Origin of the sequence: Glycomyces sp. NPDC049804, assembly GCF_040674615.1 — a bacterium.
GTDB classification, from domain to species: Bacteria; Actinomycetota; Actinomycetes; order Mycobacteriales; family Micromonosporaceae; genus Glycomyces; species Glycomyces niveus.
Map to the genome: position 1 here is coordinate 210,349 of NZ_JBFAMQ010000004.1, position 24,756 is coordinate 235,104.

At 71.4% G+C, this 24,756-nt stretch carries 22 protein-coding genes and 5 tRNA genes; 13 read left to right on the forward strand and 14 right to left on the reverse strand.

Features of this window, described 5'->3' with window-relative positions:
* Positions 1-97 precede the first annotated feature (97 nt).
* The 3 genes from AB0K52_RS07895 to AB0K52_RS07905 all read right to left on the reverse strand — a co-directional run bounded on the left by AB0K52_RS07895 (position 98) and on the right by AB0K52_RS07905 (position 4,357).
* Positions 98-769, reverse strand: coding sequence for a response regulator transcription factor (locus AB0K52_RS07895; RefSeq protein WP_363527759.1), 672 nt, complete (start codon positions 767-769; stop codon positions 98-100).
* Complete coding sequence (locus AB0K52_RS07900) at positions 766-1,905, reverse strand: sensor histidine kinase (RefSeq protein WP_363527761.1); 1,140 nt, start codon at positions 1,903-1,905, stop codon at positions 766-768. Before AB0K52_RS07900 ends, AB0K52_RS07895 begins: the two co-directional genes overlap by 4 nt.
* A 109-nt stretch (positions 1,906-2,014) precedes the next feature.
* Positions 2,015-4,357 (reverse strand): Tex family protein, encoded by a 2,343-nt coding sequence (locus tag AB0K52_RS07905; protein WP_363527764.1) that lies wholly within the window; start codon positions 4,355-4,357, stop codon positions 2,015-2,017.
* 133 nt (positions 4,358-4,490) lie between these two features.
* Between AB0K52_RS07905 and AB0K52_RS07910 the strand changes: the two genes are divergently transcribed.
* The 3 genes from AB0K52_RS07910 to AB0K52_RS07920 all read left to right on the forward strand — a co-directional run bounded on the left by AB0K52_RS07910 (position 4,491) and on the right by AB0K52_RS07920 (position 4,780).
* Positions 4,491-4,563 (forward strand) — tRNA-Gly (locus AB0K52_RS07910).
* A 24-nt stretch (positions 4,564-4,587) separates the two neighbouring features.
* Positions 4,588-4,659: transfer RNA gene (locus AB0K52_RS07915), tRNA-Val, on the forward strand.
* 47 nt (positions 4,660-4,706) lie between these two features.
* Positions 4,707-4,780: transfer RNA gene (locus tag AB0K52_RS07920), tRNA-Cys, on the forward strand.
* 72 nt (positions 4,781-4,852) lie between these two features.
* Here AB0K52_RS07920 and AB0K52_RS07925 read toward each other — a convergent pair.
* Complete coding sequence (locus AB0K52_RS07925) at positions 4,853-4,981, reverse strand: hypothetical protein (RefSeq protein ID WP_363527767.1); 129 nt, start codon at positions 4,979-4,981, stop codon at positions 4,853-4,855.
* Positions 4,982-5,007: 26 nt separating this feature from the next.
* Here AB0K52_RS07925 and AB0K52_RS07930 point away from each other — a divergent pair, with 26 nt between their 5' ends.
* The 3 genes from AB0K52_RS07930 to AB0K52_RS07940 all read left to right on the forward strand — a co-directional run bounded on the left by AB0K52_RS07930 (position 5,008) and on the right by AB0K52_RS07940 (position 8,938).
* Positions 5,008-5,451, forward strand: a complete 444-nt coding sequence (locus AB0K52_RS07930; protein WP_363527770.1) for a universal stress protein — start codon at positions 5,008-5,010, stop codon at positions 5,449-5,451.
* 103 nt (positions 5,452-5,554) lie between these two features.
* Positions 5,555-8,125 carry a cation-transporting P-type ATPase gene (locus AB0K52_RS07935; protein WP_363527773.1) on the forward strand — a complete coding sequence of 857 codons (2,571 nt, stop codon included), beginning with the start codon at positions 5,555-5,557 and terminating at the stop codon, positions 8,123-8,125.
* 162 nt (positions 8,126-8,287) lie between these two features.
* The gene (locus AB0K52_RS07940) at positions 8,288-8,938 is read left to right on the forward strand and encodes a UdgX family uracil-DNA binding protein (protein WP_363527776.1); all 651 of its coding nucleotides are present in this window, start codon (positions 8,288-8,290) and stop codon (positions 8,936-8,938) included.
* A 51-nt stretch (positions 8,939-8,989) separates the two neighbouring features.
* On the opposite strand, the gene AB0K52_RS07945 is transcribed toward AB0K52_RS07940, so the two are convergent.
* Positions 8,990-9,469 carry an Hsp20/alpha crystallin family protein gene (locus AB0K52_RS07945; protein WP_363527779.1) on the reverse strand — a complete coding sequence of 160 codons (480 nt, stop codon included), beginning with the start codon at positions 9,467-9,469 and terminating at the stop codon, positions 8,990-8,992.
* Positions 9,470-9,592: 123 nt separating this feature from the next.
* Complete coding sequence (locus AB0K52_RS07950) at positions 9,593-10,099, reverse strand: GNAT family N-acetyltransferase (RefSeq protein ID WP_363527782.1); 507 nt, start codon at positions 10,097-10,099, stop codon at positions 9,593-9,595.
* A 117-nt stretch (positions 10,100-10,216) separates the two neighbouring features.
* Here AB0K52_RS07950 and AB0K52_RS07955 point away from each other — a divergent pair, with 117 nt between their 5' ends.
* On the forward strand, positions 10,217-11,191 hold the full coding sequence (locus tag AB0K52_RS07955) for a phosphotransferase (protein WP_363527785.1): 975 nt from the start codon (positions 10,217-10,219) through the stop codon (positions 11,189-11,191).
* A gap of 6 nt (positions 11,192-11,197) precedes the next feature.
* Here the strand turns inward: AB0K52_RS07955 and AB0K52_RS07960 are convergent, their stop codons facing one another.
* From AB0K52_RS07960 to AB0K52_RS07975, 4 genes are all read right to left on the reverse strand, one after another.
* Entirely contained in the window at positions 11,198-11,680 is a 483-nt protein-coding gene (locus AB0K52_RS07960) for a DUF4188 domain-containing protein (protein ID WP_363527788.1), read from the reverse strand.
* Between the two features lie 111 nt (positions 11,681-11,791).
* Positions 11,792-14,185 carry a phosphoketolase family protein gene (locus tag AB0K52_RS07965; RefSeq protein ID WP_363527790.1) on the reverse strand — a complete coding sequence of 798 codons (2,394 nt, stop codon included), beginning with the start codon at positions 14,183-14,185 and terminating at the stop codon, positions 11,792-11,794.
* Between the two features lie 73 nt (positions 14,186-14,258).
* A complete protein-coding gene (locus AB0K52_RS07970; protein ID WP_363527793.1) occupies positions 14,259-14,504 on the reverse strand; it encodes a hypothetical protein in 246 nt (81 codons plus the stop codon).
* A complete protein-coding gene (locus tag AB0K52_RS07975) occupies positions 14,501-14,842 on the reverse strand; it encodes a winged helix-turn-helix domain-containing protein (protein WP_363527796.1) in 342 nt (113 codons plus the stop codon). Before AB0K52_RS07975 ends, AB0K52_RS07970 begins: the two co-directional genes overlap by 4 nt.
* 115 nt (positions 14,843-14,957) lie before the next feature.
* On the opposite strand from AB0K52_RS07975, the gene AB0K52_RS07980 reads away from it, so the two are divergent.
* The 4 genes from AB0K52_RS07980 to AB0K52_RS07995 all read left to right on the forward strand — a co-directional run bounded on the left by AB0K52_RS07980 (position 14,958) and on the right by AB0K52_RS07995 (position 16,635).
* Positions 14,958-15,620: a GNAT family protein gene (locus tag AB0K52_RS07980; RefSeq protein WP_363527799.1), complete on the forward strand. Its 663-nt coding sequence runs from the start codon at positions 14,958-14,960 to the stop codon at positions 15,618-15,620.
* Complete coding sequence (locus AB0K52_RS07985; protein WP_363527802.1) at positions 15,617-16,279, forward strand: GNAT family protein; 663 nt, start codon at positions 15,617-15,619, stop codon at positions 16,277-16,279. The genes AB0K52_RS07980 and AB0K52_RS07985 overlap by 4 nt, the downstream gene beginning before the upstream one ends.
* Before the next feature lie 116 nt (positions 16,280-16,395).
* A tRNA-Gly gene (locus AB0K52_RS07990) sits at positions 16,396-16,468 on the forward strand.
* 67 nt (positions 16,469-16,535) lie between these two features.
* Positions 16,536-16,635 (forward strand) — tRNA-Gly (locus AB0K52_RS07995).
* A 174-nt stretch (positions 16,636-16,809) separates the two neighbouring features.
* On the opposite strand, the gene AB0K52_RS08000 is transcribed toward AB0K52_RS07995, so the two are convergent.
* The 4 genes from AB0K52_RS08000 to AB0K52_RS08015 form a co-directional block, all read right to left on the reverse strand.
* Entirely contained in the window at positions 16,810-17,454 is a 645-nt protein-coding gene (locus AB0K52_RS08000; protein WP_363527805.1) for a helix-turn-helix domain-containing protein, read from the reverse strand.
* A gap of 108 nt (positions 17,455-17,562) precedes the next feature.
* Complete coding sequence (locus AB0K52_RS08005) at positions 17,563-19,053, reverse strand: MFS transporter (RefSeq protein WP_363527808.1); 1,491 nt, start codon at positions 19,051-19,053, stop codon at positions 17,563-17,565.
* Between the two features lie 247 nt (positions 19,054-19,300).
* Positions 19,301-19,552 carry a hypothetical protein gene (locus tag AB0K52_RS08010; protein WP_363527811.1) on the reverse strand — a complete coding sequence of 84 codons (252 nt, stop codon included), beginning with the start codon at positions 19,550-19,552 and terminating at the stop codon, positions 19,301-19,303.
* A gap of 60 nt (positions 19,553-19,612) precedes the next feature.
* The gene (locus tag AB0K52_RS08015) at positions 19,613-21,166 is read right to left on the reverse strand and encodes a serine/threonine protein kinase (protein ID WP_363527814.1); all 1,554 of its coding nucleotides are present in this window, start codon (positions 21,164-21,166) and stop codon (positions 19,613-19,615) included.
* Positions 21,167-21,449: 283 nt separating this feature from the next.
* Between AB0K52_RS08015 and AB0K52_RS08020 the strand changes: the two genes are divergently transcribed.
* Together AB0K52_RS08020 and pta are read left to right on the forward strand one after the other, a co-directional pair.
* Positions 21,450-22,595: a citrate/2-methylcitrate synthase gene (locus tag AB0K52_RS08020; RefSeq protein WP_363527816.1), complete on the forward strand. Its 1,146-nt coding sequence runs from the start codon at positions 21,450-21,452 to the stop codon at positions 22,593-22,595.
* Between the two features lie 76 nt (positions 22,596-22,671).
* Positions 22,672-24,729 carry a phosphate acetyltransferase gene (pta, locus tag AB0K52_RS08025; protein WP_363527819.1) on the forward strand — a complete coding sequence of 686 codons (2,058 nt, stop codon included), beginning with the start codon at positions 22,672-22,674 and terminating at the stop codon, positions 24,727-24,729.
* Positions 24,730-24,756: the final 27 nt, after the last annotated feature.

The following is a 24,756-nucleotide window of genomic DNA, read 5'->3' on the forward strand; positions in this document are numbered from 1 at the left end:
TCGCCGTCAGGGCCGCCCTGCCGCATCGGCTCGGCAGCGGCATTCGCCGTACGTCCCAGGGATGAGGACTCGCGCCGGCACTACGTCGGCAGTCGCATCACTCGCCGTCGGTCCAGGTCGGGCGCACCAGGCCCGACTCGTACGCGGTCACCACCAGCTGCGCCCGGTCGCGCGCCGAGAGCTTCGACATGATGCGGCTGACGTGCGTCTTCGCCGTCGCGGGGGAGAGGAACAGGGTCCCGGCGATCTCGTCGTTGCTCATCCCGGTGGCCACGAGCTTGAGCACCTCGGTCTCGCGCTCGGTGAGCGCGTTCAGCTTCGAGCTCGGCTCCGGCCGGGCGATCCGCCCGGCGAACTCGCCGATGAGCCGCCGCGTCACCTTCGGCGAGATGAGCGCGTCCCCGGCCGCGACCACCCGGATCGCGTGGATCAGCTCGTCCGGGTCGGTGTCCTTCACCAGGAACCCGCTCGCGCCCGCGCGCAGCGCCCGGTACACGTAGTCGTCCTCGTCGAAGGTCGTCAGGATCACCACCTTGACGCCGTCGAGCTTGGCGTCCCGGCCGATCCGCTCCGTCGCCTCCAACCCGTCCATAGCGGGCATCCGGATGTCCATGAGCACCACGTCGGGGCGGTGCCGCCGCGCCAGCTCCAAAGCCTCGGACCCGTCGCCCGCCTCCGCGACCAGCTCGATGTCCTCCTCGTCGCCGAGGATCGAGGCGAACCCCGCCCGCACCAGCCGCTGGTCGTCCACCAGCATCACCCGGATCACCTGTCAACCTCCAGCGGCCACGTGGCCTCGACCGAGAAGCCGCCGTCCTCGCGCGGCCCCGCAGTGAAGGTACCGCCGAGGCTCTCGGCCCGCTCGCGCATCCCCGTCAGACCGTTCCCGGCCCCTTTGGCGCCCTTGGCATCCCCGCGGCCGTCGTCGACCACGGCGACCGCCAGCGTCGACGTCCCGGTCACCACCTTGATCTGCACCCGCTTCGCCTTCGCATGCCGCAGCACGTTCGTCAGCGACTCCTGCACCACCCGGTACGCGGCCGCGTCCACCGCCGCCGGCAGCACCGCGCTCCCGTCCACGCGCACGTCCACCTCGAGGCCCGACGCGCGCGCCGCGTCCACCAGCGACGGCAGCTGCTCCAGGCTCGGCCCCGGCCCGGTCGGCGAATCCTCCCCGGGCTCGCGCAGCACCCCCACCATCGCCCGCAGCTCCCGCAGCGACAACTGGCTCGTATCCGCGATGACCTGCAGCGTCTCCTCGGTCCGGAACAGCGGGTCCTTGCGGAGCTTCCGCAGCGCCGCCGCCGTCTGCACATTGATGAGCGACAGGTGGTGCCCCACCGCGTCATGCAGCTCCCGCGCGATCCGCAGCCGCTCCTCGGCCGCACTCCGCAGCTGCGTCTCCGCAAGCGCCACAGCCGTTTCGGCCCGGTACCGCCGGTAGTGCGCGACGACCGCGCCGATCGCCGGGACCGCGATGATCCACCCGCCGAGCATGAACGTCTCGCTCTCGGTCATGTGCGCGAAGTCCGCCAGGATCTCCGAGATCACCACCGTCAGGAACACGCCCACCGCGATCACCCCGGCCGCGAGCAGCCGCCCCAGCGCCGCGAGCGTGTACAAGGCGATCACGAACGCCAGCAGCATCGGCCCGTCGATCGCGGACGCCGGGTAGTACACGATCGTGCAGGCCATCGTCACCAGCGTCACGATGAGCGGGAAGACGCTGCGGAAGAACAGGGCCGCGACCGAGACGCACAGCACCACCCACGCCAGGGACTCGTTGAGCCCCATCGTGTCGCGCATCTGCAGCGCCCACTGCGTGAGCGTCCAGCCCAGCACGATCACGGCGTTGGCGACCCCGAGGAGCAGGTCCGTCCGGGAGACCGGGAAGCGGTTCAGCACGCCCCAAGCGTAAAGGAGCGCCCGGCGGCCGCCGGGCGCTCCGTGAACGCATCCGGCCGGCACTCGGCCCGACCGGTTCACCGCGCGGCCGCTCCGGCCGCCTTCATCGCTACTTCGCGAGCCCGGCGCGACGCAGCGCCTCGGCCATCGCGCTCTGCGGGGCCGCCTGCTGGCCGCCGCGCTGCTGCGGCTGCCGCCGCCCGTTGCCCTTGCCGCCCTTGTTGTTCCCGCCCTGACCACCCTGCCCGCGGCGCTGGCCGCCCTGGCCGCCGCCCGCTTCGGGCTCGTCGTCCAAGCGCATGGTGAGCGCGATCCGCTGCCGCTGCAGGTCGACCGAGAGCACCTTGACCTTGACCACGTCGCCGGGCTTGACGATCTCGCGCGGGTCCTCCACGTAGCGGCTGGCGAGCGCGGAGATGTGGACGAGACCGTCCTGGTGGACGCCGATGTCGACGAACGCGCCGAAGGCCGCGACGTTCGTCACCGCTCCTTCGAGGAGCATCCCCGGCTTGAGGTCCGCGACCTTCTCCACGCCTTCCTTGAAGGTGGCGGCCTTGAACTCGGGGCGCGGGTCGCGGCCGGGCTTCTCGAGCTCGGCGAGGATGTCCGAGACCGTGGGCACGCCGAAGCGGTCGTCGGCGAAGTCGCCGGGCTTGAGTTTGCGGAGGGTCTTGGCGTCCCCCACGAGAGCGCCGATGGGCGCGCCGGTGGCGGCGAGGATGCGCTCGACCACCGGGTACGCCTCGGGGTGCACCGCGGAGGCGTCGAGCGGGTTGTCGCCGCCCGCGACCCGGAGGAACCCGGCGGCCTGCTCGAACGCCTTGGGGCCCAGGCGCGGCACGCCGAGCAGCGCCTTGCGGTCGGCGAAGCGGCCGTGCTCGTCGCGGTGCGCCACGATGTTCGCCGCGACGCTCTCGGAGAGCCCGGAGACCTGCGACAGCAGCGGCACGGACGCGGTGTTCAGGTCCACGCCGACGGCGTTCACCGCGTCTTCGACGACGGCCTCAAGGGATTTCGTGAGTTTGGACTCGGTCAGGTCGTGCTGGTACTGGCCGACGCCGATGTGCTTCGGCTCGATCTTCACCAGCTCCGCGAGCGGGTCCTGGAGGCGCCGCGCGATCGAGACGGCCCCGCGCAGGGACACGTCCATGCCCGGGAGCTCCTTGGTGGCGTACGCCGACGCCGAGTAGATCGAGGCCCCGGCCTCGGAGACGACGATCTTCGACAGCTCCGCGACCCCGCTCATGGCCTTGATGAGGTCGGCGGCGAGCCGGTCGGTCTCGCGCGAGGCGGTGCCGTTGCCGATCGCGATGAGCTGCACGCCGTGCTTCTTGACCAGCGACGCGAGGGTCGCCAGTGAAGCGTCCCACTGGTTCTGCGGCTGGTGGGGGAGGATCGCGGTCGCGTCGAGGACCTTGCCGGTCGGGTCGACCACGGCCACCTTGACGCCGGTGCGGTAGCCCGGGTCGAGGCCCATCACGGTCTTCGGCCCGGCCGGGGCCGCGAGCAGCAGGTCCTTGAGGTTCGCGGCGAAGACCTTGACGGCCTCGTCCTCGGCGAGCTGCCACAGCCGCATCCGCAGGTCGACGCCGAGTTTGACGAGGATGCGGGTGCGCCAGGCCCACGAGACGGTCTTCGCGAGCCACGCGTCGGCGGGCCGACCCGCGTCCTTGATCCCGAACTTCGCGGCGATCACGGCCTCGCAGTCCGCGCCGTCGACCTCCGATTCACCCGGTTCGAGCGCGAGCGACAGCGCCTCCTCCTTCTCGCCGCGCATGAGCGCGAGCACCCGGTGCGAGGGGAGCGTGGTGAAGGTCTCGGCGAAGTCGAAGTAGTCCGAGAACTTGGCGCCCTTCTCCTCGGCGCCGGCGCGGACCTTCGAGACCAGCCGGCCCCGCTTCCACATGCGTTCGCGCAGGTCGCCGATGAGGTCGGCGTCCTCGCTGAACCGCTCGGTGAGGATCGCGCGGGCCCCGGCGAGCGCCGCGGCCGCGTCGTTCACCTCCGCCTCGGGGTTGAGGAACCCCGCGGCAGCGGTCTCCGGGTCCTGTGAGGGATCACTCAGAAGCAGGTCCGCGAGGGGTTCCAGGCCGGCCTCGCGGGCGATCTGGGCCTTCGTGCGGCGCTTGACCTTGAAGGGCGCGTAGAGGTCTTCGAGCCGCGCCTTCGTGTCGGCGGCGTCGATCTGCGCGGCGAGCGCTTCGGTGAGTTTCCCCTGCTCGGCGATCGATTCGAGCACCGCTTTGCGGCGGGCCTCCAACTCGCGCAGGTAACCCAGGCGCTCTTCGAGGGCGCGCAGCTGCTCGTCGGAGAGGCCCCCGGTGGCCTCTTTTCGGTACCGGGCGATGAACGGGACGGTGGAGCCGTCGTCGAGAAGCGCGACGGCCGAGCGGACTTGATGGGCGCCGACCGAGAGTTCCTCGGCGATGCGCTGATCGATAGCTTGAGCCACGGGAGGATTCTGCCAGAGCGCTGCGACAACATGCCCCGAAGCCGGAAGCCCCGACCCCCCGGTGGACGCCCGGTCGGGCATTGGGTAAAGTTCTATCCCGTCGCCGGGGAACGGAAAAACCCCTGGAAGACATGCGGACGTAGCGCAGTTGGTAGCGCGACACCTTGCCAAGGTGTAGGTCGCCGGTTCGATCCCGGTCGTCCGCTCGGAGCTCGAAAGAGCGCTATCCCGGACGATTAGCTCAGCGGGAGAGCACTCCCCTGACACGGGAGAGGTCACTGGTTCAATCCCAGTATCGTCCACCGAAGTGGAAGGCCCAGGTTCACAAGGCTTGGGCCTTTCGCGTCAAGGTGGGTTGTCCGAGTGGTTAGGTAACGGCCTGCAAAGCCGTGCACACGGGTTCGAATCCCGTACCCACCTCCACATCACTTCCCGTCGTCTCATGCCCGGTTCTCGGGCGCTCGCCGACACCATTCTGATCCATTCCGACCGCCTTCAGTCTGCGCTGAGACGGGACACGCCCCCCTGCGCGCCCCGGTCGGGGAAGCGCCCTGCCGCGACGAGTTCCGCGATCCCGGCGCGGCCGGTCGCGGACCGCTGCACGATGAGGAGGAGGCCGGACACGGCCGAACACAGTGTTGGAGGCGGCAATGGCACGGAAACCGCACGCCGACGGCGGCATCGTGGTGGGCATCGACGGATCACCGTCCTCGGCTGCCGCCCTGCGATGGGCGCTCGACGAGGCCGCGAAGACCGGCTCGACCGTCAAGGCGGTCATGGCCTGGGAGGTCCCCACCAACTGGGGCAAGAAGGTCCCGGTCTACCCAGGCGACGACCTCGGTGAAAAGGCCGCGGAAGCGCTCGCTGCGATCGTCGATGCTGCCGCGGCCGCCCGGCCAGGCGTGAACGTCACCCAGACCGTCGCCAAGGGGCACCCGGCCCGGGTGCTGCTCGACGAGTCCGAAGGGGCGGACCTGCTCGCGGTCGGACAACGCGGCCTCGGCGGGTTCACCGGGGCCATGCTCGGCTCGGTCAGCCAGAAGTGCCTCCACCACGCCACCTGCCCGGTCCTGGTCGTCCGCGCCGAGGACTGACGTCGCAGGCCGGTGTTCGCACCGCCCGTCCGGGACATCGGGGACATCGGACGCGTCCTTCCTACCCCGGTCCGCCCGGCCGCGCCGCGCCTAGGCTGGGCACATGGAAGCCGGGAAGGCGTCATCGGCGGCCACCGGCCTGACCACCGCCGAGGTGGCGGCGCGGCTGCGACGCGACGGCTCCAACGCCCTGCCTCCGCCCCGGCGGCCGCATCCGCTGCTGATGCTCGGCGCGCAGATGGCGCACTTCTTCGCGGTCATGCTGTGGATCGCCGCCGCGCTCGCGCTGGTGGCCGGGATGCCCGCGCTGGCCGCGGCGATCGCCGCCGTGGTCGTCGTCAACGGCGTGTTCTCCTTCGCCCAGGAATACCGCGCGGACCGGGCCGCCGAACGGCTCCGGGACCTGCTGCCGGTCCGCGCGACCGTGCGGCGCGACGGCCGCCCCGTCACGGTCGAGGCCGAAGACCTCGTCGTCGGCGACGTCCTGCTGCTGGAGGCCGGGGACCGGATCTGCGCCGACGCGACCGTCGTGAACGGGCGGCTGTCGGTCGACGAGTCCATGCTGACCGGCGAGAGCGTTCCGGTCCGGCCCGACCCGGGCGGCGGCGTCTACGCGGGCTGTCACGTCGTGGAGGGCCACGCGACCGCGACCGTCACCGCGACGGGCGCGCGGTCGCGACTGGCCGGGATCGCGGCCGTCACCGAACGGGCCGGCCGCCCGCCGAGCCCGCTCGCCGTGCAGCTGCGGCGCGTCGTCAAGATCATCGCGCTGACGGCCGTCGCCGTCGGGGCCGTGTTCTTCGCGGTCGCCCTCGCACTTGGCCGGGCCGGCGGCGAGAGCGCGCTGTTCGCGATCGGTGTGACCGTCGCCCTCGTCCCGGAAGGGCTGCTGCCGACCGTGACGCTCTCCCTGGCGCGGGCCGCGCAGCGCATGGCGTCGCGCAACGCGCTCGTGCGCCGCCTCGAATCGGTGGAGACCTTGGGCGCCACCACGTTCATCTGCACCGACAAGACCGGCACCCTCACCCGCAACGAGATGTCGGTCGTCGAAGTGTGGACGCCTGCCGGCACGGTCGCCGTCGCCGGCGAGGGCTACCGGCCCTCCGGGGCGGTGACCGGCGACCCGGCCGCGCTCGCCGCGGTGCGCCGCCTCGCCGACAGCGCCGCGCGCTGCTCGCCGGATTCCCGTGCGGTCCAGAGGGGGGACTCGCACTGGGAGCCCGTGGGCGACCCGATGGAGGTCGCGCTGCACGTCCTCGCCGATCGCTCAGGCGTCGCCGCGCCGCCGACGCCGCAGTGGCGCCACCCGTTCGACCCGCGCCGGCGGCGCGCCTCCGTCGTCGACGCCGACGGCGTGCACGTCACCGGCGCACCCGACTCCGTCCTGGAGCGGTGCGCGCACACCCCCGCCGCCGCGGCCGCCGCCGTCGCGGCCATGACGGAGCGAGGGCTGCGCGTCCTCGCCGTGGCGCACCGCGCCGCGGTGACCGAAGCGGACCAGGCCGCCTCCGCCGAACGCGATCTCGGACTGCTCGGCATCGTCGGCCTGGAGGACCCGCCGCGGCCCGACGTGGCCGCAGCGATCACCGCCTGCCGGGCCGCCGGCATCCGCCTGGCGATGATCACCGGCGACCACCCCCGCACCGCCGCCGTCATCGCCGCCGAAGTCGGACTGCTCGGCCCTCACGCGATCGTGGTCGAAGGCAAGGACCTGCCCGCGGACGACGCCGAGCTCGGCGCGCTGCTCGACCGCGACGGTGTGGTCGTCGCGCGGGTCGCCCCCGAGGACAAGCTGCGCATCGCCGAAGCCCTCCAATCCCGCGGGCACATCGTGGCCATGACCGGCGACGGGGTGAACGACGGTCCCGCGCTCCGCGCCGCCGACATCGGGGTCGCCATGGGCGCCTCCGGGACCGACGTCGCCCGCGAGGCCGCCGACCTGGTGCTGCTCGACGACCACTTCGGCACGATCGTCGCGGCCGTCGAACTCGGCCGGTCCACCTTCGCGAACATCCGCCGCTTCCTCACGTACCACCTCACCGACAACGTCGCCGAGCTCGCGCCGTTCGCCGTATGGGCACTCCTCGGCGGCTCCCTGCCGCTCGCCATCGGGGTCCTCCAGATCCTGGCGCTCGACATCGGCACCGACCTGCTCCCCGCGCTCGCGCTCGGCGCTGAGCCCCCGAACCCGCGCACCATGCGCGGTCCAGCCCGAACCGGGGGCTTGATCGACGCGCGCGTGGTCCGCCGCGCCTTCGGCGTCCTCGGGCCGGCCGAGGCCGCAGTCGCCATGGGCGCGTTCACCGCCGTCCTCTTCGCGGGCGGCTGGACGTGGGGCACGGCACCCGATGCGGCCCTGCTCGCCACCGCCTCCGGCACCGCGTTCACCGCGATCGTCCTGGGGCAGCTCGCGAACGCGTTCGCGTGCCGCAGCGAAGCGCGCTGGATCGGCCGGGTGGGCTTCGGCGGCAACCCGCTCCTGCTGTACGCGGTCGGCTTCGAACTCCTCATGCTCGCCGTCTTCCTCGCGGTGCCGCCGCTGCCCGACCTCCTCGGCGGCACTGTGCCCGACCCCCTCGGCTGGGCCCTCGCCGCGCTCGCGATACCCGCGGTGTGGCTCGCCGACACCGCGCACAAGGCCGTGCGGGCACGGTCGATACGAGGCCGCCCGTAGCGGCCCCCGGCCGCGGGCTCTCGCCTGATCGAGCCGTCCGCGGGTTCACCGCGGACCGACGGCCCCTCCCCGGCCCGAACCGGGGCCTCCGGCGCTCCCGCCGGGTTCACCGGCCGGCACCGCGGGTATCCACCGTGCCGACCCGAACGGCAGGAGGGCCGCATGGCACGGCATCCCGGCGCCCAGGCGTGGGTGCCCGAAAGCGCGGGGACCGCGCGGCTGCGCGAGGCGGCCCGGTCCTGCGAAGGCTGCGACCTCTACCGCGAGGCCACGCAGACCGTCTTCGGCGACGGCCCGGAGGACGCCCGCCTGTTCCTCGTGGGGGAGCAGCCCGGCGACGTGGAGGACCGCGAGGGCGAGCCGTTCGTCGGCCCGGCCGGGCGCCTGCTCGACCAGGCGCTCGAGGACGCCGGCGTCGACCGCTCCGGCGTCTACGTCACCAACGCCGTCAAGCACTTCAAGTTCGAGCGCGCCGAGGAGACCGGCCGCCGCCTCCACAAGAAGCCGACCCGCGGCGAGACCGTCGCCTGCCACCCGTGGCTCCAGGCCGAACTGCGGGCGGTCCGGCCCGACCTCGTGGTCGCCCTCGGCGCGACCGCCGCCCAATCGCTCATGGGCACCGACTTCCGTGTCAGCACCCAGCGCGGCCGTGTCTACGACCTCGAACTCGGCGAAGCAGGCCGCTGCGAGTTCATGGCCACCGTCCACCCTTCGGCGGTCATCCGCCTCTCCGGCGACGAGCGGGACGAGGCGCTGGCGCGGTTCACGGCCGACCTGCGCAAAGCCGCCGACCTCGTCGGCGCGGCGCACTGAGGACACGGCAACGGCCCCAAGGGAAACCCCTGGGGCCGTTCGCTTCCGTGCTTACTCGGCGTCCTCGGACGTCGCCTCGCCCTCGATCTCGACCTTGGGCTCGACGCCCTTGATCGGGATGCGCTGCGCCTGCGGGGCCGGCTTGACGGCGCCCGAGACGCGGATCGTCAGGAGGCCGTCGGCGACCTCCGCGCTGAGCTGGTCGGCGCTGACGCCCTCGCGGAGCGTGAACTCGCGGCGGAACGTGCCGCCGGCGAGGCCGCGCACGAGGTAGCGGTCGCCTTCGGCCGCTTCGCGCTGCCGGCGCTCGGCGGTGATCGAGAGACGGCGGCCCTCGAGCTCGACCGTGACGTCCTCAGGGCTCACGCCCGGGACCGCGGCGGTGATGACGAGGTCCTCTCCTTCGGTGTAGACGTCGGAGCGAAGCGTGTACTGGACGGCGCGCTGGCCGAAACCGGCCCGCGCGAGGCGCTCGAACTCGCGGTCGAACTGCCGGAACGCCGCGTAAGGGTGCTGGTAGCGAACGATCATGGTGGCTGTCTCCTTCCTCAGGATTAGCACTCGGCGGTGGAGAGTGCTAACGACCTATACGACGCCCGCCCCGATCCGAATATTTCGGCCGTGGCCCAGATCACGACCCGGGCGGCGGCGGGCTCACGCGGCGGCGTCTCGCAGCGGCAGGTCCCAGACCTGGTTCACCAGGTCGTCCTTTCCGAACATCCGCACCGGCCGCTCGTCCGCCAGCGCGAACCCCGCGTCCTCGTACAGTCGCCGCGCCGAATCGAGGACGCTCATGGTCCACAGCGACATCGACAGGTACCCGGCCTCCCGCGCGAAGTCCACGCACTGGCCGACCAGCAGCCCGCCCACGCCGTTCCCGCGAGCCGCCGGCTCGACCCACAGCAGCCGCAGCTTCGCCACCGACGCCCCGGCGTCCACGCACAGGACCGACCCGACCGGCTCGCCGTCGATCTCGGCGATCCAGCCCGCCTCGCGCGTCGGGTCGTGGCGCTCGGCGTAGTCGGCCACGATGCGCGCGATGAGCGCCTCGTACTCCTCGTTCCAGCCGAACTGCTCCCAGTAGCCCTTCCCCTGGCTGTAGACGATCCAGCCGAGGTCGCCGGGCCGCAGCCGTCGCAGTCGCAGTCGCACAGCGTCCATATCGCCTCCGGTGTCCGTTCGCGGTCGACTTCCCACGCTATGCCCGCCCGTCCCAGCAGGCAAGAGCCGCACCGATACCCGATTGCGCGCCCCGCCCGGCGGCGACACAATGGCGCGATGGAGATCGCCATCCGCCCCAAGCTCGACCGCGCCGACGTCGAGGCCCTCGTCCGCAAGCACCTCCCCGGCCCGATCGAGGTCACCGGCCATGAAGAGTTCAAGGACGGGTTCTTCAACGCCGCCCACGCCCTCGCGCTGGCCGACGGCCGCCACGTGGTCGTCAAGGTCGCCCCTGACAAGAGCCTGAAGCTGCTGCGCTACGAGGTGGACCTCATGGCCACCGAGATCGAGTGCTTCGAACGGGGCCTGGAGGCGGGCGTGCCGATGCCGGCGCTCCACTACGGCGACCCGGAGGGCGGCGTGATGATCATCGACCGCCTCAAGGGGGTCTCGCTGCCGAAGGCCCGCAGTGAGATGTCCGATGCGGAGTTCCTGGCCCTGCGCCGCGAGATCGGCGAGCTGAGCGCCCGCTTCGCGACGGTCACCGGGGAGCGGTTCGGGTATCCGCGGCAGAGCGGCCGCACCGTCGCCGACTCGTGGTCCGAGTCGTTCCTGGCGATGGTCGACGACGTGCTCGCCGACATCGCGGAGAACGGCTCGCCGCTGCCGCGCCCGGCCGAGGAGATCGCCGCGATCGTCCACGGCGAGAAGGCGCTGCTCGACGAGGTGACCCGGCCCGCGCTCGTCCACTTCGACCTGTGGGACGGCAACATCTTCGTGGAGCGCGGCGAGAGCGGTTGGCGTGTAGAGGCGTTCATCGACGGCGAGCGGGCGTTCTACGGCGACCCGATCGCCGAGATCGTGTCGCTCGCGTTCGGTTCCGAAGCGGAGCAGGCCGCTTCGGCCGAGGGCTTCCTGGGCCGGGGGATGACGGCGGGGGAGCAGCGGCGTCTCGCGCTCTACCGCGTCTACCTGATGCTCATCCTCATCGCCGAGTGCGATGTGCGCGGGTTCGACCCGGAGCAGACCGAGCACCAGCGCGGCTGGTCGACCGAGAGCCTGCTCAAGAACCTCGCGCTGCTGGAGGCCTGACCGCCCTCAGCGGACGGCGTCGGCCTCGTGGTCGTGGTCGTCGGGGTCGGTGCGGGTCGCGTCCCGCTCCTTCGTGGCGCGGGCGAGGCCGTACGGCGGCATGTTGATGTACGAGGTGTCGTACTCGCCCGCCCTGACCTTGTAGAGCTCGTGCCAGAGGCCGACCTCGCCGTTGCTCTTGACGTTGCGGTTGAACCACTTCCAGAAGCCGCGGTGGGCGTGGACCTGCGAGTGCGCGTACCGCTCCAGGTGCTCCTCGCTGCGCCAGTACTGGACGACCATGATGACCCGGCCGCCGATCATGGTGCGGGTGTCGAGCAGGCCGAGGTCGGGGTCGGCGTGGAGTTCGCGGAGCATCCTGGGCATCGAGGTGAACACCGGCCACCACTTGCCGAACTTCCAGAACTTGTTGATCCGCATGCCGACGGTGAAGACGACGAGGTCGTCCTCGTAGTCGACCACGACGCGACCGGGCCTGACCTTCGCCACGTGGAGTCCTCCCAGGGGTTGCGAGCATGCCTCCCCTTAGAGACTAACGAAGCGTGTTCACCCGGTGTCAAGACGCCGGACGGAATCGGTTGCGCGGCTGGGGGTTCCCGGTCAGTGCGGCCACTCCCACTCGGCGACGGCGGGCGAGTCCTCGCCGTGGACGCGGGTGTGCTCGCGGGCGGCGTGGCGGGCGTCGACCATGCGCTGCCGGAGCCCGGCGGCGTTCTGGCCCAGGCCGGGCACGCGGTCGATGACGTCCATGACGAGGCGGAAGCGGTCGAGGTCGTTGAGCATCACCATGTCGAACGGCGTGGTCGTGGTGCCCTCCTCCTTATAGCCGCGCACATGGATGTTGTCGTGGTTCGCGCGCCGGTAGGTGAGCCGGTGGATGAGCGTCGGGTAGCCGTGGAACGCGAAGAGCACCGGCTTGTCGGCGGTGAAGATCGTGTCGAACTGGCGGTCGCCGAGGCCGTGCGGGTGCTCGGTGTCGGGCTGGAGTCGCATGAGGTCCACGACGTTGACCACGCGCACGCGCAGCCGCGGCAGGGCCTGGCGCAGCAGGTCGGCGGCGGCCAGGACCTCCAGTGTGGGCGCGTCCCCGGCGCAGGCGAGCACGACGTCGGGCGACTGGCCGTCGTCGGTGGAGGCCCACTCCCAGATGCCGAGGCCCCGTTCGCAGTGGCGCACGGCCTCGTCCATGCTCGTGTACTGCAGCGCCGGCTGCTTCCCGGCGACGACCACGTTCACGTACTGGCGGCTCCGCAGGCAGTGGTCCATCGTGGACAAGAGCGTGTTGGCGTCCGGCGGCAGGTAGACGCGCACGATGTCGGCCTTCTTGTTCATCACGTGGTCGATGAAGCCGGGGTCCTGGTGGGAGAAGCCGTTGTGGTCCTGGCGCCACACGTGGCTCGATAGCAGGTAGTTGAGCGAGGCGATCGGCTGGCGCCACGGGATCGAGTTCGTCGAGTCGAGCCATTTGGCGTGCTGGTTGAACATCGAGTCGACGATGTGGATGAACGCCTCGTAGCTGGTGAACAACCCGTGCCGCCCGGTGAGCAGGTAGCCCTCGAGCCAGCCTTCGCACAGGTGCTCCGAGAGGGCCTCCATGACCCGCCCCTGCGGCGCCTGGTGCTCGTCGGTGGGCAGGATCTCGGCGCCCCACTGGCGGTCGGTGGCCTCGAAGGCCGCGCCGAGGCGGTTCGACTCGACCTCGTCGGGGCCGAAGAGCCGGAACCGGTCGGGGTTGGCGGCGATGACGTCCCGGATCCACTTGCCGAGGACTTTGGTCGCCTCGCCGGTGGTGCGCCCGTGGCCCTTGATCTCCGGGCCGTACTCGCGGTAGTCGGGGAGGACGAGGTCGCGCAGCAGCAGCCCGCCGTTCGCGTGCGGGTTGGCGCTCATGCGGCGCGCCCCTCGCGGATGCATCTCGAGCAGTTCGGGCGCGGGCTTGCCGGTGGCGTCGAACAGCTCCTCGGGCCGATACGAGCGCATCCACGCCTCGAGCATCGCTAGGTGCTCGGGGTTGTCGCGCACCGCCGAGAGCGGCACCTGGTGGGCCCGCCACGTGCCGGCGACGGGCACGCCGTCCACATCGTCCGGTCCGGTCCAGCCCTTCGGGGTCCGCAGGATGACCATCGGCCAGCGCGGCCGGATCGGCGTGCCGCCCTCGGCGCCCGTGTGGCGGCGCGCGTGGGCGCGGATCTCGGCGATCCGGTCGAAGCACGCGTCCAGCACGGCGGCGAGGCGCTGGTGGACGCTCGCGGGGTCGTCGCCCTCCACGAGGAACGGCTCGTAGCCGACGCCGCGGAAGAACGACATGCGGTCCTCGTCGGAGATGCGCGCGAAGATCGTCGGGTTGGCGATCTTGTACCCGTTGAGGTGCAGGATCGGCAGGACCGTGCCGTCGGAGACGGGGTTGAGGAACACGTTCGAGAACCACGAGCCGGCCAGCGGGCCGGTCTCGGCCTCGCCGTCGCCCACGACGCACGCGACCGTGAGGTCCGGATTGTCGAACGCGGCCCCGTACGCGTGCGAGAGCGCGTAGCCGAGTTCGCCGCCCTCGTGGATCGAGCCGGGCACGTCGGCGGCCACGTGCGAGGGGATGCCGCCGGGGAAGGAGAACTGGCGGAACAACTGCCGGAGGCCCTCCTCGGAGTGGTTCACCGAGGGGTGCAGCTCCGGGTAGGTGCCTTCGAGCCAGGTGTTGGCGACGATGGCCGGCCCGCCGTGGCCGGGGCCGGTCACGTAGATCATGTCGAGGTCGCGGGCGGTGATGCACCGGTTGAGGTGCGCGTACAGGAGGCTGAGGCCGGGGCTGGTGCCCCAGTGGCCGAGCAGGCGCGGCTTGATGTGCTCGGGGCGCAGGGGTTCGCGGAGCAGGGGGTTGTCGAGCAGGTAGATCTGTCCGACGGTGAGGTAGTTGGCGGCCCGCCAGTAGGCGTCGAGGCGGGCCAGCTCCTCATTGCTCAAAGGCGCGGTCGACAGGCCGGATTGCGTCGTGTCCATGCGTCCGAGGGTGCCGCATCAGGGCGGGCCTGAACCGCGATTCGCGGGAATTCCTCGCCTCGGCCGCCGCGGCTCAGTCGACCTCTTTGAGCATCCGCTCCACGTTCGCCAAGCGGCCCTTGATCTCTGCGAGGGACGCCTGCACCTCGGTGTTGTCGAGGCTCATCTTGGCGGCGAGCTCGCGGTAGGCGTCCTCGCGGGCCACCGAGGCCTTCGCCTTCGCGGTGGTCGCCGCGTACACGATGCCCGCGATGATGACGGCGGTGACGAGCAGGCCGAATCCGAAGACGAACAGCATCCCGGCTTGTCCCATGTTCATGGCGAGGTTCCCTCTCTCTTGTCGGTCGACGGGGGCAGCGTCGGCAGGGCCGACTTGACGATCTGCGGGGTGATCTCCAGCTTGAAGGGGACCGCCTCGAAGTACTTGACGGCCTTGCCGTCCTCCGAGAGCTCCAGCGAGCCCTTCACCAGCCCCGCGGACTGGAGCTTCTGCAGGTGCATGTGGAGCAGCGGGCGGCTCATCCCGAGCTGGCGGGCCAGGTGGCTCACGTACTGCCGCCCGTCGGCGAGCGCCCCGAGGATGCGCAGCCGGTGCGGGTTCGCCAGGGCCGAGCTGGCCGCGAGCAGGGCCGCGCCGGTCAACTCCTCGGTTCCCATGAAAACCATCCTTGTCGCATGTCAGAAAAGTCTGACACATGTCAGGACCGTCTGCAGTCCCGGGGTCGCGGTTAAACCGATTGCCCCGCCGCGCCCGCCCGGAAAGAATCGAGGCATGATCGCCGACCACCTCCCGATCCACCGGCTCCGCCTGCGGACCGAACGGCTCGAACTGCGCCTGCCCGCGAACTTCGACGAGCTCGCCGACCTCGGCGAGGCCGCCGCCGCGGGCGTCCACGACCCGGACTTCATGCCGTTCTCCGTGCCGTGGACCGCCGCCGACCCCGCGACGGTCGCGCGCGGGACGATCGTCTGGTACCACCGGGCCATCGGCCGCTGGGAACCGCAGGACTGGGGCATCCCTTTCCTGGTCTTCCGCGAGGGCAAGGCGATCGGCTCGCAGGTCGTCTCCGGCAAGGAGTTCAAGACCACCCGCGAGGTCGACTCCGGCTCCTGGATCGGACGCGCCCACCAGGGCAACGGCTTCGGCACCGAGATGCGCGCCGCGATCCTGCACCTCGCGTTCGCCGGACTCGACGCCGAGACCGCCCGCAGCGGCTCCTACATCGGCAACGACGCCTCCGAGCGCGTCTCGCGCCGCCTCGGCTACCGCGCCGACGGCGAGGAGTTCCACGTCGTCCAAGGCAAGCGGCGGCACCTGCGGCGCTGGCGGCTCTCGCGCGCCGACTGGGAGGCCCACCGCAAGCACGAGGTCGTGATAGACGGCCTCGACGACGACGTGCTGGACATGCTCGGCCTCGCGAAGGAGACCCCGTGACACTCACCGACTACCTGCCGGCCTACCGGCTGCGCCTGCGCAGCGAGCGGCTCGAACTGCGCCTGCCGGACCTCGACGACCTCGTGGCCCTCGCCGACGAGGCCGCCGCGGGCGTGCACGGACCGGACTTCATGCCGTTCGTGGTGCCGTGGACCGAGTGCGAACCGGTCGAACGCGGCCGCCGGACGCTGATGCACCAGCTGGGCGTCATAGCCGGGATCACCCCCGAGCGGTGGATGCTGCCGCTCGTCGCCGTGCACGAGGGCAAGGTGATCGGCATGCAGGAGGTCGGCGCCGCCGACTTCAAGGCGACCCGCGAGGCCAGGACCGGCTCGTGGCTCGGCCTCGCCCACCACGGCAGGGGCTTCGGCACCGAGATGCGCGCGGCCGTGCTCGAGTTCGTGTTCACCGGGCTCGGCGCCGACTTCGCGCTGAGCGCCTCCTTCGAGGGCAACGGTCCGTCGGAGGGCGTCTCTCGCAAGCTCGGCTACAAGGCCGACGGCATCGACCACAAGGTCCTCGACGGCGTGCGCCGCCAGGACAACCGCTGGCGGCTCACCCGGGCCGACTGGGAGGCGAACCGCAAGCACGAGGTCGCGATCGAGGGCCTGGACGCCGAGGTCCTGGCGTCGCTCGGCCTCGATGGCGCCGGGGCCTGACCGGGACGGGCGCGGCCCAGGCGTGAGCCGCGCCCCAATCGGTACCAAGGCCCTATCAAGGGCCGGTGAACGATGCGCTAAAGTAATCACCGTTCCCCGGTCAACACCGGAGAAATGCGGACGTAGCGCAGTTGGTAGCGCGACACCTTGCCAAGGTGTAGGTCGCCGGTTCGATCCCGGTCGTCCGCTCTAGAAGAGAAGGCCTGGTCGCATGACCAGGTCTTTGCTCGTGTTCGGGAACTGGGGCGGTTTTGGGGCGGGCGTAGCGCAGTTGGCGGTGCCGTTGCAGCGCTTCGCGCTGGTGCGACACCTTGCCAAGGTGTAGGTCGCCGGTTCGATCCCGGTCGTCCGCTCCAGAGGAGAAGGCCTGGTCGCATGACCAGGTCTTTGCTCGTGTTCGGGAACTGGGGCGGTTTTGGGGCGGGCGTAGCGCAGTTGGCGGTGCCGCTGCCGAGAAGGAAGGCCCGGTCTTCCGACCGGGCCTTTCATGTCGAGCGTCGGCAGGGCCGCCCGATCGTGCGGCGCTTCGCCTATTCCTTGGCGTTCTTCGGAATCCAGCGGACGCCCATCTCCTCCTCGGACACGGCTGTGCCCGGCAGCGGGCTCTCGCCCGGGGCACGCAGCGCCTCCAGGTACAACTCGAGGATCCGCAGCCGCACCTCGCGGGTCCGTGCGGCGTCGCCGATGTCGATCGACGCCAGGGACTCGGTGATCATGATGATGTCGCCGATCTCGGCGTCCTCGCGGATCACGCCCGCGCCGTGCACCCGCCGCATGAGGGCGTCGTTCAACTCGGCCCCGGCCGCGCCAGCCGCGAACATGTCCGGCGTCGGTGTGAAGGTCCCCGCCAGCTTCACGGTGATCGACGCCGTGTCCGCCGCCACGATCTGCCTCATGAAGCGGCAGAACGCCTCCCACACGTCGCCTTCGGCGTCGACCGCCTCCTGCACCAGCTCCACGTGCTTGGCCAGGCCGTCGCCGCAGAGCTTGCGCAGCAGGTCCTCCTTGCTCGGGTAGCGCCGGTACAGCGCGCTGATGCCGACGCCGGCGCGCTTGGCGACCTCCGCGATCGGGGCCTCCGGGTTCGCGACGAACACCTCGTGAGCGGCTTCGAGGATGAGCTTGTCGTTGCGGGCGGCCTGCGCCTTGCGCCCGCTGAGCGGCTTGTCGGTCATGACGGCATCCTATCCGGAACAGAGCGATTCATTCTGTTGCACCTTTCTCGAGAGACGCCCTGACCGGCCGCGCCCGCGAGGGCCCGACCGGTCGGGGACTCATGACATCTAGTGCTCGGCCTTGGCCTGCTTCGGGAGTCCGAAGGCCACCCCGAAAGCGACCAGGGTCAGCAGGACCGTGAGGCCGGTGACCAGCTGGGCCGCGCCCATCGCCGGGGCGGCGCCGGCGCCGATCGCGAACTGGCTGAAGAAGACCGTCCCGAGACCGGCCACGCCCAGCGCCGACGCGCCCTGCTGGAACGACTCCAGGAGGCCGGAGGCCGAACCGACCTCGTGGTCCTCGAGGTCGCCGGTGATGATCCCGAACAGCGGCACGAAGATCACGCCCATCCCGATCCCGAAGACCAGCAGGGCAGGGACCAGCGCCCACGGGCCGGGGGCCGCGTCGCCGCCGAGCTGGAAGAACAGGATCGAGAGGCCGACGACCATGCCGACGAGGCCGATGTGGAGGATGTTGCGGCCGAGCTTCGGCGCGATGCCCGCGCCGACACCGGAGCCGATGAACGCGCCGAACGCCCAGGAGGCCATCGCCAGGCTCGCCTTGAGAGGGCTGTAACCGAGGCCGAGCTGCAGGAACAGGCCGACCGCGAGCGAGAAGCCCGTCACCGAGCCGAAGAAGACGACCACGAACGCGATACCGGAGGTGTACGAGCGCTTCTTGAAGACGCTCAGCTCGATCAGCGCGGACTTGCCGATGCGGGCGCGGCCGACCTGGAGGCGGACGAAGACGGCCAGGACCGGGACGGAGGCGACGAGCATGGCGATCGACCAGGCGGGCCAGCCGAGTTCGTGGCCCTCGACGAGCGGGATGAGCAGCAGGCTCATGCCGACCGCCGCGATGACCGCGCCGCCGAGGTCGAGCTTCAGGCCCTTGACCGTGGGAGCGCCCGCGGGGAGGATCTTCACGCCCAGAACGAGCGCGGCGATGCCGAGGGGCAGGTTGAGCAGGAAGATCGAGCGCCAGCCGGTGCCGAACAGGTCGGCGTCGACGAGCAGGCCGGCGAGGATGGGGCCGCCGATGGTAGCCAGGCCGATCATCGGGCCGAAGAGCGCGTAGGCCTTGCCCATCTCGCGGCCGAACATGTCGCGGATGAGGCCGAAGCACTGCGGCACCATCACCGCCGCGAACGCGCCCTGCACGACGCGGGCGATGAGCAGCAGCTCGATCGACCCGGCCGCGCCGCAGGCGAGCGAGGCGGCGAGGAAGCCGACCAGGCCGACCATGAGGACCTTCTTGCGGCCGAACATGTCGCCGAGGCGGCCGCCGGTGAGCAGGCCGATCGCGAGGGCGAGCGTGTACCCGGCGGCGAGCCACTGGATGGTCGCGGCGGTGCCGCCGAGTTCGGTGCGGATCGCGGGAGCGGCGACGTTGACGATCGACGCGTCGAGCAGGTTGAGGAGGGTCGTCGCGAGGATCGCGATGAGCCCGAGCCAGCGCCGCGGGAAGGGCGCTTCGGTTGCGGCCGTGCCGGTTTCGGGGGCCTCGACCGCGGCGGGGCGCGCCGCGTCGATGATCGGGGTTTCGGCGGTGATGGTCACGGTTGCCTCCGGGGCTCTCGTAGAACAGTGGAACGGAACGCTTGATTCCACTATAACAGACCGGAACGATCTGTTCCACTAGGAGGGCCGGGAATTTCCAGAACGCGGTGAGCAGCGAAAACGCCCGGTCGCTTACGACCGGGCGTAGAGCAATTCAGGCGCTAGCCTTCAAAACGGGCATTCAAGGGGCCCCCGGCAACCACCCTGACACGAGGGTCCGACAGTGCGGGCCGGAGGCGACGGCGGCTCAGGTCTGCTGGCCCGCGTTCAGGTAGCCGAAGATGATGATCATCGCGACCGCCACGATAACCAGCCACAGCGTCGCCTTGCGGAACTTGTGCCGGGCGCCGGGGGAGAACCACATGATCGCCGCGAGGATGAGCAGCACCCCGACCACCACGCCCGGTGCGGAGTTGATTCCTTCGTCCACCTTGATCCCTATCCCGTCAGAGCCGACCGACCGAGGCGACCGCGCCTCACGGTCGCTCTGGTCGCCCATTCAATCATTCAGTGCGGAGCCGGGCCGGTCAACCCGTTCCGCCGCAGTGCCGCCTGTCCGTCACCACGAGCAGCTGGTGCCCTCGGCCGTGCGCTCGTGGAAGTACAGCGTGATCGGTGCGGCGTAGTCGCTGGTCTGACCTGGTGCGGGATTCTGGTCGATCACCGTGCAGTGCGCAGGTTCAGGGTGGATGGCGTAGTAGCCGACCACGGCGGACACGTTCGTGAAGCCCTGCTCGTTCAGGTAGTCGCGAGCGTCGAATGTGGTCCTGCCCCGCGCGTCGGGCACCTCGGCGCTGCCCTCCTTCGCGGTGTCGTCCCCGCCTGAGTCCTCCTGGCCGCCGGTCTCACCGCCGCCGGTCTCGCCGCCGCCTTCGGTGCCGTCCCCGGTCCCGTCTTCCCCGGTGCCGCTGTCGCCTTCGGCGCCGGTCGACTCGGCCGCGCTCGTCGCGCCCGCCTCGGACGCCGACGCGTCGGCGCTGGCCGTCGCACTCGTCTCCGCCGCCGCGCCCGAAGCCTCCACAGTGGATGAGGTGCCCTCCGCGCCCTCGGCGACCCGGCCGTCGCCCGCGAACGGGTTCAACGCCAGGACCGCGATCACGACGGCCACCAATGCGACCGCCGCGCCGACGAGGACCATCCGGCGCCGGCGCGGGTCCGGCTGCTCGAGCGCCGCCGGCTCCGCGGGAGGCGTCACCGGCGGCAGGAACGGCGGCCGCGCCGCGGCCGGGTCGTCAGCGGTCGCGCCATCCATTGGGGATTCGAGCGCCGGAGGCGTCGCGACCGCGTGCTGCCCGGTCGTGGCCGCCCGGGCCGCCGCCGCGAGCACGTCGCCGGACTCCCAGCGCTCCTCAGGGGATTTCAGCAGCGACCGGGAGACGATCCCGGCGACCTCGGCCGGCACGTCGGCCGGCAGCGCGGGCGGCTCGGAGTACAGGTGCCCGTGGATGACCGCCGCCGGGTCGGCCGCGTCGAAAGGCGGCGACCCGGTCAGGCACTCGTACGCCACGGCCCCCAGCGAGTACAGGTCGGACGCGCCCGTGACGCCCTTGTCCCGCAACTGCTCCGGCGAGACGTACGGCGCCGTGCCCAGCACCTGGTCGCTCGGGGTGAGCCGCGACCGGTTCTGGAACAGCGAGATCCCGAAGTCCACCACCTTCACCCGGTCCTCGGCGTCGATGAGGAGGTTCCCCGGCTTGATGTCCCGGTGCACGATCCCGCGCCGATGCGCCGCGGCCAGGGCCTCGGCCGCCTGCGCCATGATCGCCATCGTCCGGGCCGGGTCGAGCTTCTCCTCCCGGTGCAGCAGCTCCGCCAGCGAGACGCCGTCGACGAGCTCCATCACGAGGAACACGACCGTCCGGTCCCCGTCGGCCTCCTCGCCGTAGTCGTAGACCTCCACGCACCCCGGGCCCTTCAGGCTCGCCAGGGTCTTCGCCTCCCGCTCGAACCGGTCGCGGGGCCGCTGCGAGCCGTCGAGGCCCGCGTGCAGGACCTTCACGGCGACCGTGCGGTCGAGCCGCAAGTCCTCGGCCCGCCACACCGAACCCATCCCGCCCGAGGCGATGACGCGGTCGAGCCGATAGCGGCCGGCGATGAGCGTTCCGGAGTCCACGGGCAGTCCTCGTTCGGGGTGTCGAATCGCGCGACCGCCTGCGGGCCAAGGGGGGTCGGGAACCGGCGGCTCGCGGTGTCGGCGCTGCTGTCGGGCAGGAGGGTCCACTCTAAGACGCGCCCGCCAAGACCCCGCCGCCGCCCGGGCCGCGGCGCGCGACGCCTGGCGGACGTTCAGGTCCGCGGCGCGCGAAATCCCGTAGGCTGTCAAGCGAACCGGAGCGGCGATCGCGACAGCAAGCGTCACCAGGCGGCCCACAGGCGTGCCGGACGAGGAGAAGCCAATGACCGAATTCATCGAAGTCCCCAAAGGCCTGGACCGTGTCGTCGTCGCCGACACCGAGATCGGCGACGTCCGCGGCGAAGAGGGCTTCTACCACTACCGCCAGTACAACGCGGTGGAGCTCGCGCAGCGGTGCTCGTTCGAGCAGGTCTGGTACCTCATGACCCACGCCTCCCTCCCCACCCGCGACCAGCTCGCCGAGTTCAAGGACCAGGTCGCGCCCTACCGCGCCCTCACCCCCGGGCTCCGCGGACTCCTGCCGCTCCTCAAGGGCGCCACGCCCCTCGACGGCCTGCGCACCGCGCTCTCCGCGGCCTGCGCCGCCCGGCCCATGCAACCCGTTCTCGACATCGACGAGGCCGCCCGCGCCGACGACGCGCTCTTCGCCTGCGCCGTCACGCCCACCATCCTCACCGCCATGTGGCGCATCGGCCAGGGCCTCGAACCGCTCGACCCGCGCGAAGACCTCGGATACGCCGCGAACTACCTGTACATGATGACCGGCGAGGTCCCCTCCGAGGCCAATGCGCGCGCCGTCGAGCAGTACCTCATCCTCACGATCGACCACGGCTTCAACGCCTCCACGTTCACCTCCCGCGTCATCGCCTCCACCGGGGCGGACCTCGGTGCGGCCCTGGTGGGTGCGATCGGCGCGCTCTCCGGCCCGCTGCACGGCGGCGCGCCCGCGCGGGCCCTCGACGCGCTCGACGCGATCGGCGGCCCCGACAACATCGACGCCTGGATCCGCGGCGAGCTCGAGGCCGGGCGGCGCATCATGGGCTTCGGCCACGCCGTCTACAAGACCGACGACCCGCGCTCGCTCCACCTGCGCGAGGTGGCCGAGGGCCTCGACGGCGCGATGGTCGACTTCGCCAAGACCGTCGAGCGCCGCGTGGTCGAGATCCTCGCCGAGGTCAAACCGGGCCGCAAGCTCTACACGAACGTGGAGTTCTACGCCGGGGTGGTGATGGAGCTCGCGGGCGTGCCGCGCACGATGTTCACGCCGACGTTCACGACCAGCCGCGTCGTCGGCTGGAGCGCCAACATCCTCGAGCAGGCCCGCGACCCCAAGATCATCCGCCCGCGCGCCCGCTACGTCGGCACCCCGCCGCCGCAGCCGGTCCCCGCGGACGGCTTCGCCGACTAGCGCGGGCGCAAGCTCACAGGTGAGCCGCCGCGCAGATACGCTGCGCGGCTCGCACGGGATGGATAGCGTTGGAGCCGTGGCTCAAAGTCTCTACCTCGCCAGTCTCGACCCCGGCAGCGGCAAGTCCGCCGTAGCGGTCGGCGTCATGGACCTGCTCACCCGGCGCGCCGGCTCCGTCGCGGTGTTCCGCCCCATCGTCCGCGACGAGCACACGCTCTCCGGCGACCCCGTCATCACCCTCCTCCGCGGCCAGTACCGCCTCCCGAGCCCCTACGAGGCCTCGGTCGGCGTCACCTACTCCGACGTCCGCTCCGACGCGGACGCCGCCCTCACCTCGATCGTCGAGCGCTACCACGCGCTGGCCGACGCGCACGACGTCGTCCTCGTCGTCGGCTCCGACTACTCCGATGTGGGCGCTTCGGTCGAGTTCACCTACAACACCCGCGTGGCCGTGAACCTCGCCGCGCCGATGCTCCTCGTGGTCGCCGGCCACCGCAAGAGCCCCGCCGAGATCGCCGCGGCCCTGCGCTTCGGCACCGCCCAGGCCGAGGCCGACCACGCCACGGTCCTCGGCACCGTGGTCAACCGCGTCGACCCCGCGGGCGTCGACCTCGTCAAGGCCGCGCACCCCGGCACCGGCGTCATCGCCGAGGACCCGGTCGTCGTGGCACCCACCGTGGGCGAGCTCATCGAGGCCGCCGACGCGACCCTCATCTCAGGCGACCCGGACGTCCTCACCCGCACCGTCGGCGACGTCGTCGTCGCCGCGATGACCCTCCCCAACCTCCTCACCCGCCTCGCCGACGACAAGGCCGTGATCCTCCCCGGCGACCGCTCCGAGGTCCTCCTCGGGCTCCTCGCGGCCCACCAGGCCGAAGGCACGCCGAGCCTCTCGGCGGTGTTCCTCACCGGCGGCATCCGGCCCGAACCGCAGATCCTCGACATCGTCGCCGGACTCGACTCGCGCCTGCCGATCGCCCTGGTGCAGCACGACACGTTCGACATGGCGAACCTCGTCGGCGACACCTCCGGCTCGCTCGCCGCCGGCGGCCAGCGCAAGATCGCCCGCGCGCTCGAGGACTTCGCGGCCGGCGTGGACGGCGACGACCTGCTCGACCGGCTCGCGCTCGCCAAGCCGACCGTGGTCACGCCGATCATGTTCGAGCACGCGATGATCGGCCGCGCCAAGGCCCTCGACAAGCACATCGTGCTCCCCGAAGGAACGGAGCCGCGCATCCTCAAGGCCGCCGAGATCCTCGTGCGCCGGGACGTGGCCCGCCTGACGCTCCTCGGCGAGGAGTCCGAGATCCGCTCGCAGGCCGGGCAGCTCGGCGTCGACCTCGGCGGGGTCTCGATCCTGAACCCCGGCGACCACGAGATCCGCGAGCGGTTCGCGAAGGAGTACGCGCAGCTGCGCGCCCACAAGGGCGTCACCGTCGAGCAGGCCTACGACACGGTCGCGGACGTCTCCTATTTCGGCACGATGATGGTCCACACCGGCATGGCCGACGGCATGGTCTCGGGCGCGGTGCACACCACGGCCCACACGATCCGGCCGTCGTTCGAGATCATCAAGACGAAACCCGAAGTGGCCGTGGTCTCCTCGGTGTTCTTCATGTGCCTGGAGGACCGGGTGCTCGTCTACGGCGACTGCGCGGTCAACCCGAACCCCAATGCGGAGCAACTGGCCGACATCGCGCTATCCTCTGCTGACACCGCCATCGAGTTCGGCGTGGAACCGCGCGTGGCGATGCTCTCCTACTCCACCGGCACCTCGGGCCACGGCGAAGCCGTGGACAAGGTCCGGGCGGCCACCGAGATCGTCCGGTCCCGCAGGCCCGGCCTCCCGGTGGAGGGCCCGATCCAGTACGACGCCGCCGCCGACGCCGGCGTCGCGGGCACGAAACTGCCCGACTCCCAAGTGGCCGGGAAGGCCACGGTCTTCATCGTCCCCGACCTGAACACCGGCAACAACCTGTACAAGGCCGTGCAGCGCTCCGCCGGCGCGATCGCCGTCGGCCCGGTGCTCCAGGGCCTGCGCAAGCCCGTGAACGACCTGTCGCGGGGGGCGACGGTGCCCGACATCGTCAACACCGTCGCGCTGACCGCCATCCAGGCGAGCCAGCCCGGCTGAGCCCCCGGGGGCTCGCGAGAAAGGAAC

Excerpts from the sequence above, each read along its gene's own strand:
- AB0K52_RS07975 (WP_363527796.1), bottom strand. The coding sequence starts at position 14,842 with ATGGGAACCGAGGAGTTGACCGGCGCGGCCCTGCTCGCGGCCAGCTCG.
- AB0K52_RS07935 (WP_363527773.1), top strand. The coding sequence starts at position 5,555 with ATGGAAGCCGGGAAGGCGTCATCGGCGGCCACCGGCCTGACCACCGCC.
- AB0K52_RS07950 (WP_363527782.1), bottom strand. The coding sequence starts at position 10,099 with ATGGACGCTGTGCGACTGCGACTGCGACGGCTGCGGCCCGGCGACCTC.
- AB0K52_RS07980 (WP_363527799.1), top strand. The coding sequence starts at position 14,958 with ATGATCGCCGACCACCTCCCGATCCACCGGCTCCGCCTGCGGACCGAA.
- AB0K52_RS07945 (WP_363527779.1), bottom strand. The coding sequence starts at position 9,469 with ATGATCGTTCGCTACCAGCACCCTTACGCGGCGTTCCGGCAGTTCGAC.
- AB0K52_RS07965 (WP_363527790.1), bottom strand. The coding sequence starts at position 14,185 with ATGGACACGACGCAATCCGGCCTGTCGACCGCGCCTTTGAGCAATGAG.
- AB0K52_RS08020 (WP_363527816.1), top strand. The coding sequence starts at position 21,450 with ATGACCGAATTCATCGAAGTCCCCAAAGGCCTGGACCGTGTCGTCGTC.
- AB0K52_RS08010 (WP_363527811.1), bottom strand. The coding sequence starts at position 19,552 with ATGGGCGACCAGAGCGACCGTGAGGCGCGGTCGCCTCGGTCGGTCGGC.
- AB0K52_RS07970 (WP_363527793.1), bottom strand. The coding sequence starts at position 14,504 with ATGAACATGGGACAAGCCGGGATGCTGTTCGTCTTCGGATTCGGCCTG.
- AB0K52_RS08000 (WP_363527805.1), bottom strand. The coding sequence starts at position 17,454 with ATGACCGACAAGCCGCTCAGCGGGCGCAAGGCGCAGGCCGCCCGCAAC.
- AB0K52_RS07955 (WP_363527785.1), top strand. The coding sequence starts at position 10,217 with ATGGAGATCGCCATCCGCCCCAAGCTCGACCGCGCCGACGTCGAGGCC.
- AB0K52_RS07940 (WP_363527776.1), top strand. The coding sequence starts at position 8,288 with ATGGCACGGCATCCCGGCGCCCAGGCGTGGGTGCCCGAAAGCGCGGGG.
- AB0K52_RS07930 (WP_363527770.1), top strand. The coding sequence starts at position 5,008 with ATGGCACGGAAACCGCACGCCGACGGCGGCATCGTGGTGGGCATCGAC.